The sequence below is a fragment of the Pseudomonas sp. JV414 genome, assembly GCF_032424305.1.
Taxonomy (GTDB): domain Bacteria; phylum Pseudomonadota; class Gammaproteobacteria; order Pseudomonadales; family Pseudomonadaceae; genus Aquipseudomonas; species Aquipseudomonas lini.
Map to the genome: position 1 here is coordinate 231,613 of NZ_VYKC01000022.1, position 14,633 is coordinate 246,245.

General features: G+C 59.9%; 12 protein-coding genes and 1 pseudogene. 6 read left to right on the forward strand and 7 right to left on the reverse strand.

What is annotated here, in order from left to right:
- The first annotated feature begins 111 nt into the window (after window positions 1-111).
- Window positions 112-1,035 (forward strand): LysR family transcriptional regulator, encoded by a 924-nt coding sequence (locus F6R97_RS25100; protein WP_038979883.1) that lies wholly within the window; start codon window positions 112-114, stop codon window positions 1,033-1,035.
- A gap of 133 nt (window positions 1,036-1,168) precedes the next feature.
- On the opposite strand, the gene F6R97_RS25105 is transcribed toward F6R97_RS25100, so the two are convergent.
- From F6R97_RS25105 to F6R97_RS25115, 3 genes and pseudogenes are all read right to left on the reverse strand, one after another.
- Window positions 1,169-1,897: an aspartate/glutamate racemase family protein gene (locus F6R97_RS25105; RefSeq protein WP_050683071.1), complete on the reverse strand. Its 729-nt coding sequence runs from the start codon at window positions 1,895-1,897 to the stop codon at window positions 1,169-1,171.
- Window positions 1,898-1,956: 59 nt separating this feature from the next.
- A pseudogene (locus F6R97_RS25110) lies at window positions 1,957-2,115 on the reverse strand (NCS1 family nucleobase:cation symporter-1); the annotation flags it as partial.
- 195 nt (window positions 2,116-2,310) lie between these two features.
- Window positions 2,311-3,051 carry a phosphoadenylyl-sulfate reductase gene (locus F6R97_RS25115; protein WP_008074131.1) on the reverse strand — a complete coding sequence of 247 codons (741 nt, stop codon included), beginning with the start codon at window positions 3,049-3,051 and terminating at the stop codon, window positions 2,311-2,313.
- 174 nt (window positions 3,052-3,225) lie between these two features.
- Between F6R97_RS25115 and thrH the strand changes: the two genes are divergently transcribed.
- Entirely contained in the window at window positions 3,226-3,843 is a 618-nt protein-coding gene (thrH, locus tag F6R97_RS25120) for a bifunctional phosphoserine phosphatase/homoserine phosphotransferase ThrH (RefSeq protein WP_038979889.1), read from the forward strand.
- Between the two features lie 87 nt (window positions 3,844-3,930).
- Here the strand turns inward: thrH and pabB are convergent, their stop codons facing one another.
- The 4 genes from pabB to F6R97_RS25140 form a co-directional block, all read right to left on the reverse strand.
- The gene (gene pabB / locus F6R97_RS25125; protein WP_315867247.1) at window positions 3,931-5,268 is read right to left on the reverse strand and encodes an aminodeoxychorismate synthase component I; all 1,338 of its coding nucleotides are present in this window, start codon (window positions 5,266-5,268) and stop codon (window positions 3,931-3,933) included.
- Window positions 5,269-5,511: 243 nt separating this feature from the next.
- Window positions 5,512-6,498 (reverse strand): alpha-L-glutamate ligase-like protein, encoded by a 987-nt coding sequence (locus F6R97_RS25130; protein WP_038979893.1) that lies wholly within the window; start codon window positions 6,496-6,498, stop codon window positions 5,512-5,514.
- The gene (locus tag F6R97_RS25135; RefSeq protein WP_038979895.1) at window positions 6,498-8,033 is read right to left on the reverse strand and encodes an inactive transglutaminase family protein; all 1,536 of its coding nucleotides are present in this window, start codon (window positions 8,031-8,033) and stop codon (window positions 6,498-6,500) included. Before F6R97_RS25135 ends, F6R97_RS25130 begins: the two co-directional genes overlap by 1 nt.
- Before the next feature lie 5 nt (window positions 8,034-8,038).
- Complete coding sequence (locus F6R97_RS25140; protein ID WP_038979897.1) at window positions 8,039-8,575, reverse strand: ATP-dependent zinc protease; 537 nt, start codon at window positions 8,573-8,575, stop codon at window positions 8,039-8,041.
- 297 nt (window positions 8,576-8,872) lie between these two features.
- Between F6R97_RS25140 and F6R97_RS25145 the strand changes: the two genes are divergently transcribed.
- The 4 genes from F6R97_RS25145 (at window position 8,873) to acnD (ending at window position 14,584) form a co-directional block, all read left to right on the forward strand.
- Window positions 8,873-9,595, forward strand: coding sequence for a GntR family transcriptional regulator (locus tag F6R97_RS25145; RefSeq protein WP_007902102.1), 723 nt, complete (start codon window positions 8,873-8,875; stop codon window positions 9,593-9,595).
- The gene (gene prpB / locus F6R97_RS25150) at window positions 9,592-10,482 is read left to right on the forward strand and encodes a methylisocitrate lyase (RefSeq protein ID WP_038979899.1); all 891 of its coding nucleotides are present in this window, start codon (window positions 9,592-9,594) and stop codon (window positions 10,480-10,482) included. Before F6R97_RS25145 ends, prpB begins: the two co-directional genes overlap by 4 nt.
- A 189-nt stretch (window positions 10,483-10,671) precedes the next feature.
- Window positions 10,672-11,799: a 2-methylcitrate synthase gene (gene prpC / locus F6R97_RS25155; RefSeq protein ID WP_038979900.1), complete on the forward strand. Its 1,128-nt coding sequence runs from the start codon at window positions 10,672-10,674 to the stop codon at window positions 11,797-11,799.
- Window positions 11,800-11,986: 187 nt separating this feature from the next.
- A complete protein-coding gene (gene acnD / locus F6R97_RS25160) occupies window positions 11,987-14,584 on the forward strand; it encodes a Fe/S-dependent 2-methylisocitrate dehydratase AcnD (protein ID WP_038979902.1) in 2,598 nt (865 codons plus the stop codon).
- The last annotated feature ends 49 nt before the right edge of the window (window positions 14,585-14,633 follow it).

A 14,633-nucleotide genomic window follows, 5' to 3' on the forward strand; every position in this document is an offset into this window, starting at 1 on the left:
AATTCAAGGCGGGCTGCCTTGTTGTTGGAGTCGAGTATCGGCCTCGCACTATCCTGCGGGTAGACCGTCATTGCTATAGTCTGTGTAAACCAAAAGTTTATAGTGGCGCTTATGGAAACCTTCAGCAGTATCGAATGCTTCGTGCGTAGCGCCGAGGTTGGCAGCTTCGCCGAAGCTGCGCGGCGCTTGAGTCTGACGCCGGCGGCGGTGGGCAAGAGCGTCGCCAAGCTGGAGGCGCGACTGGGTGTGCGGCTGTTCCAGCGCAGCACGCGCAGCTTGACGCTCACCGAGGCCGGCCAGCTATTTCTCGGCGAAGTCAGTGCCAGTCTGCACACGATCCAGAATGCCGTGGCCAACCTGGCCAGCGCCGAAGGACGTCCGGCAGGCACGCTCAAAGTTAGTATGGGGACGGTGTTCGGACGTTTGTACATAGTGCCGTTGCTGGGCGAGTTTCTGCAGCGCTTTCCGGCGATCAACCCGGACTGGCATTTCGATAACCGCCAGGTGGACCTTATCGGCCAGGGCTTCGATGCGGCGATTGGTGGCGGATTCGAACTGCCTCAGGGCGTGGTGGCGCGCAAGCTGACGCCTGCCCATCGGGTGTTGGTGGCTTCAGCCGAGTACTTGGCGAAGCACGAGGCGATCGTCGAGCCCGACGACCTCAAACACCACGATGGCATCTTGATACGCTCGCCGCAGACGGGACGCGTGCGTTCCTGGCAGTTGACCAGTCGCGCCCGGCAACACAGCCCGCTGACGCTCACGGCGCGAATGACCATGAGCGATTCGGAAGCCGCCTGCGCCACGGCGGCTCAGGGGTTGGGCATTGCGTTGGTGAGCATGCCGTTCGCCGTGGGCTATCTGGATACCGGAACATTGCAGCGGGTGTTGCCAGACTGGTACGTCGACGACGGCAACATCTCTATCTATTACGCCGAACACAAATTGCTGCCGGGCAAGACCCGAGCGTTTGTCGATTTCATTATTGAGCAGTTTGCGGAGCAGGGGTTGGGGCAGCGATTTAGTGCGCTTTGAACCTGGCTTGAGACCGAGGTGTGGCCATCGCGGGCAAGCCACGCTCCCACAGGGTTTTGAGTCGTATCGTAATGATGTAAACGACACAAAACCTGTGGGAGCGTGGCTTGACCGCGAAGAACGATAACGCGGTCTACCTGCCAAACCGCCCCGGCCAACCAATAATGGTCTTCGGCCGAGGCGTCGCATACGTCCGCACTTTCGAGGTCGACAACCCCAACCGCACCAGCGATTCAGCAATGGTCACCGCCGCGGTCACGCCATCCACCACTGGCACGCCGGTGCGCTGACGAATCTGCTCGTCCAGCCCGGCCATGCCGCCGCAGCCCAGGCAGATCACCTCGGCCTTATCCTCAAGCACCGCCAGTTCTGCCTGCCGAACAATCGCCTCCAGCGCACGTTCTGGATCGGACTCCAGCTCCAGCACTGCCAACCCGCTGGCGCGCACCGACGCACAACGGTCCCAGAGACCGGACAGTTTGAGGCGATCCTCGATCAGCGGCACGGTGCGGTCCAAGGTGGTGACCACAGAATAGGCATGCCCGAGGAACATTGCAGTGCTGGCGCCGGCATCGGTGATGTCCACCACCGGCACGTTAAGCAACTCCTGCAAACCTTCGCGGCCGTGCTCGCCATAACCGGCCTGGATGACCGCATCGAAGGGCTGATCGTAGGACATGACCCGATCCATCACCGCAATAGCAGCCAGATAACTTTCGAAATTGCCTTCGATGGAGTCGGCACCAAAATACGGGGTCAGGCCGATGATTTCCGTGCCGGGCGAGGCCACGGATTGGGCTTGGCGGGCGATGGCCTGGGTAATGGATTCGGTGGTGTTGACGTTGACCACGAGAATTCGCATGGGAGGTCCTTTTATAGCGAAGTGGTTCTACGGCCCGACGTTGCCGGGCCGCCCGGGGATCAATGGCTGACGTTATCGACCGCGATGGCTTCACCGCTGACATCTGCGTAGTAAGGTTGCCGTTTGGCGATGATCAGGTAGAGCATCCCTGCAATCCCGGCGCCAATCAGCCAGGAGAACGGTGAAATGCTGTCGAAACCTGGCACCAGGGCCAGGACGGGCCGATTGAACAGCTATTTATTTCGACGAGGGGGGCTGGGAATGATCGAATGAGGGAGTCAAGACAGAAAAATGTAATTTTTTTGGGCGCAAAAATAAAAAGTGCACACAGATATCTGTGTGCACTTTTTTCTAAGATCAAAAGATCGCAGGCTTCGCCAGCTCCTACAGGAGCTGTTGCGGGATGAGATTTTTTAAGCTTTGGATTTGCTGATGATGTTCCCGGCATGCAGCCCGCATTCTTTCTGCGTGGCTTCTTCCCACCACCAACGACCTTCGCGCTCATGCTGGTTTGGCAACACCGGACGGGTGCAAGGCTCGCAGCCGATGCTGATGAAGCCGCGCTCATGCAGGCTGTTATACGGCAGCTCCAGCATGCGGATGTAGCCCCAGATCTCTTCGCTGGTCATTTGTGCCAGCGGGTTGAATTTGTACAGAGTGCGTTCAGGGGTGGAGAACGCAGTATCGATTTCCAGCACCGCGACCGCGCTGCGAGTACCCGGGCTCTGATCCCGACGCTGACCGGTGGCCCAGGCCGTCACACCCGAGAGCTTGCGACGTAGCGGCTCGATCTTGCGGATGCCGCAGCATTCGCCATGGCCGTCCTTGTAGAAACTGAACAGGCCCTTTTCCTTCACGAAAGGTTCGAGCTTGGTGTAGTCCGGCGATACCACTTCGATATCGATCTTGTAGTGCTCGCGCACCTGTTCGATAAAGCGGTAGGTCTCGGGGTGCAAGCGGCCGGTGTCGAGACTGAACACTTTGACGTTCTTGTTCAGCTTCCAGGCCATGTCCACCAGCACCACATCTTCGGCGCCGCTGAAAGATATCCACAGGTCATCGCCGAACTCGGCGAATGCGAGTTTCAGGATGTCCTGAGCGGATTTGTTGGCATAGGTCGTGGCGAGTTCCACAACATCGAACGATGGGCTCATCAGGGCGGCTTCCTACAGGTCGGTGGCGCTGGGCGCTCTATATGTGCCTGATGGTAACAAAATCCTGCGGCGGCTGGTGCGCCCTCTGCGTTGCACAGAGGAGGGCGAGTCGCTAGAGTTCGGCAGTCCTTTTGCTCGCTCGACTCAATAAACAGTACAAAATGGGAGTGTCTTGTGGAAATTGCCTGTCTGGATCTTGAAGGTGTGCTGGTCCCGGAAATCTGGATCGCCTTCGCCGAAAAAACCGGGATTGAATCCCTCAGGGCCACCACTCGGGACATTCCCGACTACGACGTGTTGATGAAGCAGCGGTTGCGGATTCTCGACGAGCACGGCCTGAAGCTTTCCGACATCCAGGAAGTGATCGCCACGCTCAAGCCTCTGGAAGGCGCCAGCGAATTCGTCGACTGGCTGCGTGAGCGCTTTCAGGTGGTGATTCTGTCGGACACCTTTTACGAATTCTCCCAGCCGCTGATGCGTCAACTGGGCTTCCCGACCTTGCTTTGCCATCGTCTGATTACCGACGATGCCGGTCGGGTCACGGGCTATCAGTTGCGTCAGAAAGATCCCAAGCGTCAGTCAGTGTTGGCGTTCAAGAGCCTCTACTACCGGGTGATCGCGGCGGGGGATTCGTACAACGACACGACGATGCTGGGCGAGGCCGATGCCGGGATCCTGTTCCATGCACCGGACAATGTGATTCGTGAGTTTCCACAATTCCCGGCGGTGCACAGCTTTGCGGAGTTGAAGCAAGAGTTCATCAAGGCTTCGAATCGGGCGTTAAGTTTGTAGTCGTCTGCGAGGGCGCCTTCGCGGGCAAGCCTCGCTCCTACGGGTGATCACGGGTCCCTGTAGGAGCGAGGCTTGCCCGCGAAGCTTTTAAAGGCCTTGCAAAGTATCGAGCAACACCTTCACCTTGGTTATCGATTCCTGATATTCCGCCTGCCAGTCCGAATCCGCGACGATCCCGCCGCCACCCCAGCAGCACACCTGCCCATCCTTGACCAGCAAACTGCGGATGGCGATGGAGCTGTCCATCTCGCCGCGCACGTCCAGGTACAGCAATGAACCGCAATACAACCCACGACGGGTCGGTTCCAGTTCGTCGATGATCTGCATCGCGCGAATCTTCGGCGCGCCGGTAATCGAACCGCCGGGGAAGCTGCCGGCGATCAAATCCAGCGCATCCTTGTCATCCGCCAGCTCGCCGGTAACGCTGCTCACCAAGTGATGCACGTTCGGATAGCTTTCCAGACTGAACAACTCCGGCACCCGCACCGAGCCGATGCGGCAGGTACGGCCGAGGTCGTTGCGCAGCAAATCGACGATCATCAGGTTTTCCGCGCGGTCCTTGGGGCTGGCCAGCAGTTCGGCGGCGTTCGCCGCATCTTCAACGGCAGTCAGGCCGCGGGGGCGGGTGCCTTTGATCGGGCGGGTTTCGACGTGGCGCTCGCTGACTTTGACGAAACGCTCCGGCGACAGGCTCAGCACGGCGTCGCCGTCGGGCAGGCTCTGGAAGCCGGAAAACGGCGTCGGGCACGCCGCCCGCAGCGCGCAGTACGCGGCCCATGGATCGCCCTGGCATTGTGCGCGAAAGCGCTGGGCGAAGTTGACCTGATAGCAGTCGCCGGCCTGGATGTACTTCTGAATGCGGTCGAAGGCTTGTCGATAGTCTTCGGCACTCAGGTCGGCACTCATCGGGCCGTCCAGTTTGAAAGGCTCGATCTTCTGAGGTGCAGGCTGAGTGAACAGTTCGATCAGCCGCTGTCGTTCACTGTCGATCAGCGTCGGGTGGAATACCAGTTGGCTGGTGGCCAAATGGTGATCGCTGATCAGGGCCCAGTCGTATAGCCCAAATCGTGCGTCGGGCAATTGCAGATCGTCCCGCGCCTGGCTCGGCAGGTTTTCCAGATGCCGGCCGAAGTCGTAGCTCAGATAACCGATCAGCCCGCCGGCGAAAGGCAGGTCGAAAGGAACAGTGGCTTCGCCGAGTCGCGTCAGAGTGTCGCGAAGGCGTTGCAGGAAATGGCTACCGCTTTCATCCGGTAACACGGCCAGTTGCTCCAGCGGCCAGGCGCTGAGCAGGTCGAAACGTCCGCGCTCGGCGCTTGGTCGGCCGCTGTCGAGCAGCACGGCACCGGGGGCATGACGAATCGCCGCGAAGTATTCGGCGGGGTTGGCGCGATAGGGCAGCGGGTGTACGGAACAGGTCAACATGGGCGGGGCAGATCAGCCATCGAGGCGGGGGAGCGATTGTAGTCCTCTGCAGGATTTGCTCCTAGAGGGATGTCGGGGATTGGAAGGTTGAAAGCGGCTGCGCAAGACCTGTGGCGAGGGGGCTTGCCCCCGTTCGGCTGCGCAGCAGTCGTAAAACCGGCTGGTGCGGGCTATCTGATGCACGGGAGAGAATGACTTGGGGTTGCTGCGCAACCCAACGGGGGCAAGCCCCCTCGCCACAGGTCAGCCCTCAACCGCAGGAATATGCCCAAACATTTCCTGAACGAACTCCACGCGTTCCTGCGCTGTTTCGATTATCCCGCGGGCCTGTAATTCTTCCAGCCGCGCTTCGACCGCGTGGGTACGTAACGTCAACCCGCAATCGTTGGCGATTTGAATGTTCAACCCGGGCCGGGCGTTGAGCTCAAGAATCAGCGGCCCTTTTTCCTGGTCGAGCACCATGTCGACACCGATGTAACCCAGCCCGCACAGTTCATAGCAGCCAGCAGCGAGCTTCATGAAACCGTCCCAGTAGGGCAGTTGCACGCCGTCCACTGCGTTGGTGGTGTCCGGGTGTTTGGTGATGATGTTGTTCAGCCAGGTGCCACGCAATGTCAGGCCTGTAGCCAGATCGACACCGACGCCGATTGCGCCCTGGTGCAGGTTGGCCTTGCCGCCGGACTGGCGGGTCGGCAGGCGCAACATGGCCATCACCGGATAGCCCATCAGCACGATGATGCGAATGTCCGGCACGCCTTCATAGCTGATGCTTTTGAAGATCTGGTCCGGGGTCACTCGGTATTCGATCAGCGCGCGGTCACGGTGACCGCCGAGCGAGTACAGGCCGGTGAGGATGCTGGAGATATGATGCTCGATTTCCTCATGGCTGATGATCTTGCCGGAGACCGTGCGATAGCGGCCCTCAAAGCGGTCGGCAATCACAATGATGCCGTCACCGCCGGCGCCTTGGGCCGGTTTGACCACGAAATCGGTACGCCCGCCAATGATCTCGCCGAGGTTGTCGATCTCCTTCTCGGTGGAGATCACGCCATACAGCTCCGGCACATGAATGCCGGCGGCGATGGCGCGCTCCTTGGTGATGATCTTGTCATCGACGATCGGGTACAGGCTGCGTTTGTTGTACTTGAGCACGTAGTCTGCGTTACGCCGATTGATCCCCATGATGCCCCGGGCCTCCAGGGCTTTCCAGGTCTTCCAGAGACCGAACATCAGGCGTCAGCCTTCTTCAGGAAAGCCTTGAAGCGCACCAGTTCGGTCAGGCGGTAACCACGATAGCGACCCATGGCCAGCATGAAGCCCACCAGAATCAGCAGAATCGCCGGGAAGGTGAACACGAAGTACACCAGCTCAGGCACGCTCATGATCAGGTGCGCCAAAGAGGCGGCGAACAGTGTGCCGATCGCCACTTTCATGGCATGACCGCCACCGCGCTCTTCCCAGGTGATCGACAGGCGTTCGATGGTCATGGTCAGAATCACCATCGGGAACAGCGCCACCGACAACCCGCGTTCCAGGCCGAGTTTGTGACTGAACAGGCTGATCGCCGCGATCAGCACCACCACGAAGGTCAGCACCACCGACAGCCTCGGCAGCATTTGCAGTTTCAAGTGTTCAAGGTAGGAGCGCAGCGACAGCCCCAACGTCGTGATGATCGTAAATAGCACGATGCCGAAACCGAGCTGGGTTTCCCGGAAGGCGAGGGCGATCAGCACCGGGGTAAAGGTGCCGAGTGTCTGAATGCCGATCAAGTTGCGCAGGATCAGGATCACTAGCACGCCGATCGGGATCATCACCATGATCATGAAAGTCTGCTGGGTTTGCAGCGGCAGGCCGTACAACGAGTAGTCGAGGAAGTTGGCGTCGGAGTTTTCGTCGGTCAGCTTGGCCAGGCGAATGGCGTTCATTTCGCTGTTGTTCAGGCTGAAGGTGACGTTGGCTTTTTTGCCGCCATCGACGGTGATCAGGTTTTCGTCGCCGGTCCACCACAGCAAGCGGTCGGTAGGCAGGCCCTGTTCGCCGGTTTCCGGGTTGAAGTACAGCCAGTCGGTGCCGTTGAAGCTGCGCAACCAGAGTTCAGGCATTTGTGGCTGATCGGCCACAAGGCGGATGGTGTGGACCTTTTCCACCGGCACATGGGCGATGGACAGTACCAGCTCGACGATTTTGGCTTTGTTCACGGTGGACGGATCGCCGGCCAGCAGCAATTTCACGTTGTCGTCGTTGAGGTTGTTGACACGCTTGATGGCTTCGCCGATGAAGGTTTCGACGTCGGCCGAGTGTTGGCGGATCGGCGCGAGCAGGGCGTCGGCGGCGATTTTTTCCGGGCCTTCGACGGCGATGCTGTCGCGGAAGGTCGGGCCTTTGACCTTGGATTTTTCGCCGCTGTAGCGCTTGGTCAGCACCAGTCGGTAATAAAGGGTCTGGTTGCCCTTGGCCCGGCGCGCCGACCAGGTGACCTTGCGGTTGCCGTCGACACGGTTCACCGCCACGCCGTAATTATTGGAAATGAAACTCTCATTGAGGCTCACGTAGTCACGGCTCAGCGGCGGCACGAACATCTGGATCTTGATCGGGTCTTTGGCATTGGCGACGAACTCGACCTTGGCGTCGATGTTCCACAAGTCGTCGGTAGCGTCTTCGGTCACCGGAATTCCGAGCACGAAAATCTGATAGGCCGTAACTGAAATGCCCAGCACCACCAGGATGGCGATTAGCAGTTTCAGATGGAGGGTAAGAGAGCGCATTGGAATTACTCTGCGGTATGTGCGTCGGTGGCGCAGGCGGGTTTGCCAGCAGCGTATTTAAGACTGGGGTCGACCAGCGCATCGAAACGTTTGAGCGCTTCGGAGCCGATCAAGAGCGGGTATTGGAAGGCACTGCGGTCGGTCAAGTTCACTTCGATGCTGCGTAAAGCCGAACCCATGCAGATATCCAGCTCAATGACCGGACGGGCGGTGTACTTCTTGCCTTCTTCCGGGTCGTAGTCACCGGCCCGGCGCTTGATCTTGCTGACACGGGCCAGCGGTCGTTCGATCGGGTGCGAATGCGCGGCGTCGATAGCCAGATAGAAGCGCACCCAGGATTCGCCATTGCGTTTGAAACGTTTGATGTCGCGGGCACTCAACGAAGCGGTTTTCGCCCCGGTGTCGAGTTTGGCGGCGACTTCCAGATTGATGCCATCCAGCGAAGCGTACTCATTGAGGCCGTACACAGTCTTCTCCCCTGCCGCGGCGAAACCTGGCAGGCCAAGAAGACAAAGGAATGTGGTGAAGGGCTTGAGTCTCATAAATCCTGGTGCGCAGCGGTCCGTTCTTCAATTCAAGGCCCTGGCATTGCTGCACAAGCTCCCTCGTATGCCTATCCGCTTTTTATGACAGGCAATGCAGATGACAAGCAAATGCGGGCGGCATTCTAGCACGGTGGGTTTATGGCGCCAGCGTTGGCCGACGGCTATAACTGAGGGGTCGCTTCCTTATGGTGCAACGTGGTTATTAGACGATTGTCGACAATATCGATTTATCCTTTGACGTAAGCGGCCATATTCGCTAGTTTTTGCGGCATTGGTTTCCAAGGTGTCGACAATATGCTGGATCAACTCGATCCCCCGGTCACAGTTCAGGACGACTCGGAAACACTTTCCGAAAACGTCTTCCGACGCATTCAGGCGGCCATCGTCAAAGGCGAGATTGCCCCGGGCAGCAAGATCTCCGAGCCAGAGTTGGCGCGCACCTACGGCATCAGCCGCGGGCCGTTGCGTGAGGCCATTCACCGTCTGGAAGGCCAGCGCCTGCTGGTTCGCGTGCCGCACGTCGGGGCGCGGGTGGTGTCGCTGAGCCACGCCGAATTGCTGGAACTCTATGAAATTCGCGAATCCCTGGAAGGCATGGCCTGCCGTCTGGCGGCTGAACGCATGACGGTCGAAGAAATCGACGAACTGCGTCGGGTGCTGGAAACCCATGAGCGCGATGCGGCGTTTCAGGCAGGCGTCGGTTACTACCAACAGGAAGGCGATTTCGACTTTCATTACCGGATCATCCAGGGCAGCGGCAACCGCACCCTGACCCAGATGCTGTGCGGTGAGCTCTATCAGCTGGTGCGCATGTACCGCATCCAGTTTTCCACCACGCCCAATCGGCCGCGCCAGGCGTTTGCCGAACACCACCGAATTCTCGATGCCATCGCCGACCGTGACGGTGAATTGGCCGAGTTGTTGATGCGCCGTCACATCGGCGCCTCCAAACGCAATATCGCCCGTCACTACCAGGACGGCGCTAACCCGACAGCCACTGAACGAGGTGAGTCATGAGTTCCAACAAGAGCACTCCAGGCCAGCGTTTCCGCGATGCGGTCGCCAGCGAACATCCGCTGCAAGTGGTCGGCACGATTAACGCCAACCACGCACTGCTGGCCAAGCGCGCCGGTTTCAAGGCTATTTACCTGTCGGGTGGCGGGGTGGCTGCCGGCTCCCTCGGCGTGCCGGACCTGGGGATTACCGGTCTGGATGACGTGCTGACCGACGTGCGTCGCATCACTGATGTCTGCGACTTGCCCCTGTTGGTGGACGTGGACACCGGTTTCGGTTCCTCGGCGTTCAACGTCGCCCGTACCGTGAAGTCGATGATCAAGTTCGGCGCGGCGGCGATTCACATCGAAGACCAGGTCGGTGCCAAGCGCTGCGGTCATCGTCCTAATAAAGAAATCGTCTCGCTGCAGGAAATGGTCGACCGCATCAAAGCGGCTGTCGATGCCCGCACCGATGACAGCTTCGTGATCATGGCCCGCACCGACGCCCTGGCGGTGGAAGGTCTTGAATCTGCGCTGGAGCGCGCGGCCGCATGCATCGAGGCCGGCGCCGACATGGTGTTCCCGGAAGCGATCACCGAGCTTGAGATGTACAAGCTGTTCGCCAGCCGCGTGAAAGCGCCGATCCTGGCCAACATCACCGAGTTCGGCGCGACGCCGCTGTACACCACCGAGCAGCTCGCCGCTGCCGACGTGTCGCTGGTGCTGTACCCGCTGTCGGCGTTCCGCGCGATGAACAAAGCCGCGGAAAACGTCTACACCGCGATCCGCCGCGACGGCACGCAGCAGAACGTCATCGACACCATGCAGACGCGCATGGAGCTTTACGATCGCATCGATTACCACACCTTCGAGCAGAAGCTTGATGCGTTGTTTGCTGCGAAGAAATAAAGATCAAGAGATCGCAGCCTCGCTGCGCTCGACAGCTCCTACAGGGTTGTTGTCGAACGTAGTCAATGTAGGCGCTGTGTAGGAGCTGTCGAGTGAAACGAGGCTGCGATCTTTTCGGCAACACGCAAAGAACCTGATGAAACACAATTTGCCGATTCCCTAACAAATTCAAGAAAACTGGAGACAGCAATGGCCGAAGCAAAAGTACTCAGTGGCGCCGGGCTCCGTGGCCAGGTTGCCGGGCAAACCGCACTGTCCACCGTGGGCCAGTCGGGCGCAGGCCTGACCTATCGCGGCTACGACGTTCGCGAACTGGCGGCTGACGCACAATTCGAAGAAGTGGCTTACTTGCTGCTATACGGCGAGCTGCCAACCAAAGCGCAACTCGCTGCCTACACCGAGAAACTGAGCAAGCTGCGCGACCTGCCGCAAGCGCTGAAAGAAGTGCTGGAACGCATCCCCGCCGACGCTCATCCGATGGACGTGATGCGCACCGGTTGTTCGTTTCTGGGCAACATCGAGCCGGAGCAAGACTTCTCCGAGCAGCACGACAAAACCGACCGCCTGCTGGCCGCGTTCCCGGCGATCATGTGCTACTGGTATCGCTTCAGCCACGACGGCAAACGCATCAATTGCGTGACCGATGAAGCCTGCATCGGCGGCCATTTCCTGCACCTGTTGCACGACAAAAAACCGAGCGAGTTGCACGTCAAGGTGATGAACGTTTCGCTGATCCTCTACGCGGAACACGAGTTCAACGCCTCGACCTTCACCGCCCGGGTGTGTGCCTCGACCCTGTCGGATCTGTATTCCTGCATCACGGCGGCCATCGGCTCCCTGCGCGGCCCGCTGCACGGCGGCGCCAACGAAGCGGCGATGGAAATGATCGAGCGCTTTTCGTCGCCGGAAGAGGCGATCAAAGGCACCCTTGGCATGCTCGAGCGCAAGGACAAGATCATGGGCTTCGGCCACGCGATCTATAAGGATAACGATCCGCGCAACGAGGTAATCAAGGCCTGGTCGAAAAAGCTGGCTGACGAAGTGGGCGACACGGTGCTGTTCCCGGTGTCCGAAGCCATCGACAAGACCATGTGGGAACAGAAGAAACTGTTCCCGAACGCCGACTTCTACCATGCGTCGACGTACCACTTCATGGGCATTCCGACCAAGTTGTTCACGCCGATCTTCGTCTGCTCGCGCCTGACCGGCTGGGCGGCGCATGTGTTCGAACAACGTGCCAACAACCGCATCATCCGCCCGAGCGCCGAATACGTCGGCGTCGAACAGCGCAAGTTCGTGCCAATCGAACAACGCTGAATGGGGGAGGCGCATTGGCTGAGTGAACCGAGCCCCCTGTAGGAGCGAAGCTTGCTCGCGAAGACGGATTGACATTCAACATCAGTGTCGGCTGACAGACCGCTTTCGCGAGCAAGCTTCGCTCCTACAGGAGCTGCGCCAGGCGCCCACCCTTTGAAACCACCGTGACCGAGTCCGAGTCCTGACGATGAACACTGAATTCCGCAAACCGCTGCCCGGCAGCCATCTGGATTATTTCGACGTCCGCGCGGCGGTCGATGCCATTGCGCCCGGCGCCTACGACACCCTGCCGTACACCTCCCGCGTGCTGGCGGAAAACCTCGTGCGTCGCTGCGACCCGGCCACGCTCACCGTATCCCTGAAGCAATTCATCGAGCGCAAACGCGATCTCGACTTCCCGTGGTTTCCAGCCCGCGTGGTGTGCCACGACATTCTTGGTCAGACCGCCCTGGTCGACCTCGCCGGCCTGCGCGACGCTATCGCCCTGCAAGGTGGTGACCCGGCGCAAGTGAACCCGGTGGTGCCGACTCAGTTGATCGTCGACCACTCCCTGGCCGTTGAGCGCGGTGGCTTCGATCCCGAGGCGTTCGAGAAAAACCGCGCCATTGAAGACCGTCGTAACGAAGACCGTTTCCACTTCATCAACTGGACCAAAAAAGCCTTCAAGAACGTCGACGTGATTCCACCGGGCAACGGGATCATGCACCAGATCAACCTGGAGAAAATGTCGCCGGTGATTCAGGTCCGCGACGGCGTGGCCTTCCCCGATACCTGCGTCGGCACCGACAGTCACACCCCGCACGTTGATGCGCTGGGCGTGATCGCCATTGGTGTTGGTGGTCTGGAAGCGGAAAGCGTCATGCTTGGTCGCGCATCGTGGATGCGTTTGCCGGAAAGCGTCGGTGTCGAACTCACTGGCAAGCTGCAACCGGGCATCACCGCCACCGACATGGTGCTGGCGCTGACCGAATACCTGCGCAAACAAAAAGTCGTCGGCGCGTGGCTGGAGTTCTTCGGTGAAGGGGCTTCGGCGCTGACCTTGGGCGACCGTGCGACCATTTCCAACATGGCCCCGGAATACGGCGCCACGGCGGCAATGTTCTACATCGACCAGCAGACTATCGACTACCTGAAACTCACCGGCCGTGAAGACGAGCAAGTGCAGCTTGTGGAGAATTACGCCAAGCAGACCGGTCTCTGGGCCGACAGCCTGAAAGGCGCGCAATATGAGCGCGGGTTGAGCTTCGACCTGTCCTCGGTGGTGCGCAACATGGCAGGTCCCAGCAACCCGCACGCCCGTGTCGCCACGTCCGATCTCGCGGCACAAGGCATCTCCGGCCAGTGGGACGACGTGCCCGGCCAGATGCCGGACGGCGCGGTGATCATCGCCGCCATCACCAGTTGCACCAACACCAGCAACCCACGCAACGTGATTGCCGCCGGCCTGCTGGCACGCAATGCCAACAAGCTCGGGCTGAGCCGCAAGCCTTGGGTCAAATCCTCGCTGGCGCCGGGTTCGAAAACCGTGGCGCTGTATCTGGATGAAGCCGGCCTGACTAAAGAACTGGAGCAACTCGGCTTCGGCGTCGTGGCCTTCGCCTGCACCACGTGCAACGGTATGTCCGGCGCATTGGACCCGGTGATCCAGCAAGAGATCATCGACCGCGATCTGTACGCCACCGCGGTGCTCTCCGGCAACCGCAACTTCGACGGGCGGATTCACCCGTACGCCAAAAACGCGTTCCTGGCTTCGCCGCCATTGGTGGTGGCTTACGCCATCGCCGGGACCATCCGTTTTGACATCGAAAAAGATGTGCTGGGCCTGGACGCGAGCGGCAAGGAAATCCGCCTGAAAGACATCTGGCCGAGCGACGAAGAAATCGACTCGGTGGTGAAAGCTGCGGTCAAACCGGAGCAGTTCCGTCAGGTGTACATCCCGATGTTCGCCATCCACGAAGACACCGGTCCGAAGGTCACGCCGCTGTATGACTGGCGCGAAATGAGCACCTACATCCGTCGTCCGCCGTATTGGGAAGGCGCACTGGCCGGCGCTCGTCCGCTCAAGGGCATGCGCCCGCTGGCGGTGCTGCCGGACAACATCACCACCGATCACCTGTCGCCATCGAATGCAATCATGCTCGACAGCGCCGCCGGCGAATACCTGGCGAAAATGGGCCTGCCGGAAGAGGACTTCAACTCCTACGCCACCCACCGCGGCGACCATTTGACCGCGCAGCGCGCGACGTTCGCCAACCCGAAACTGTTCAACGAAATGGTTCAGGAAAACGGCAAGGTCAAGCAGGGTTCCCTGGCGCGAGTCGAGCCGGAAGGCCAGGTCATGCGCATGTGGGAAGCCATCGAAACCTACATGGAACGCAAGCAGCCGCTGATCATCATCGCAGGCCAAGACTACGGTCAGGGTTCGTCCCGCGACTGGGCAGCCAAAGGTGTGCGTCTGGCGGGTGTGGAAGCGATCGCCGCTGAAGGCTTCGAGCGCATCCACCGCACCAACCTGGTGGGCATGGGCGTGTTGCCGCTGGAGTTCCAGCCGGGTACCGATCGTCACACCCTGGCCATCGACGGCAGCGAAACCTACGACGTGATCGGCGACCGCACCCCGCGTGCGACGCTGACGCTGGTGATCAATCGCAAGAACGGCGAACGCGTCGAAGTGCCGGTGACCTGCCGCCTCGACACCGCCGAAGAAGTGTCGATCTACGAGGCCGGCGGCGTGTTGCAGCGTTTCGCTCAGGACTTCCTCGAAGAATCGGCGGTTGCCGTTTAACACGACGAGCCAGCGCGGGATTTCAAGTCCCGCGCTGGCCGACAAGGAT

Bases quoted from the DNA above. Each gene is read 5' to 3' on its own strand.
- F6R97_RS25100 (WP_038979883.1), top strand. From the start codon at position 112: ATGGAAACCTTCAGCAGTATCGAATGCTTCGTGCGTAGCGCCGAGGTT.
- F6R97_RS25105 (WP_050683071.1), bottom strand. From the start codon at position 1,897: ATGCGAATTCTCGTGGTCAACGTCAACACCACCGAATCCATTACCCAG.
- F6R97_RS25115 (WP_008074131.1), bottom strand. From the start codon at position 3,051: ATGAGCCCATCGTTCGATGTTGTGGAACTCGCCACGACCTATGCCAAC.
- pabB (WP_315867247.1), bottom strand. From the start codon at position 5,268: ATGTTGACCTGTTCCGTACACCCGCTGCCCTATCGCGCCAACCCCGCC.
- F6R97_RS25130 (WP_038979893.1), bottom strand. From the start codon at position 6,498: ATGTTCGGTCTCTGGAAGACCTGGAAAGCCCTGGAGGCCCGGGGCATC.
- F6R97_RS25135 (WP_038979895.1), bottom strand. From the start codon at position 8,033: ATGCGCTCTCTTACCCTCCATCTGAAACTGCTAATCGCCATCCTGGTG.
- F6R97_RS25140 (WP_038979897.1), bottom strand. From the start codon at position 8,575: ATGAGACTCAAGCCCTTCACCACATTCCTTTGTCTTCTTGGCCTGCCA.
- F6R97_RS25145 (WP_007902102.1), top strand. From the start codon at position 8,873: ATGCTGGATCAACTCGATCCCCCGGTCACAGTTCAGGACGACTCGGAA.
- prpB (WP_038979899.1), top strand. From the start codon at position 9,592: ATGAGTTCCAACAAGAGCACTCCAGGCCAGCGTTTCCGCGATGCGGTC.
- prpC (WP_038979900.1), top strand. From the start codon at position 10,672: ATGGCCGAAGCAAAAGTACTCAGTGGCGCCGGGCTCCGTGGCCAGGTT.
- acnD (WP_038979902.1), top strand. From the start codon at position 11,987: ATGAACACTGAATTCCGCAAACCGCTGCCCGGCAGCCATCTGGATTAT.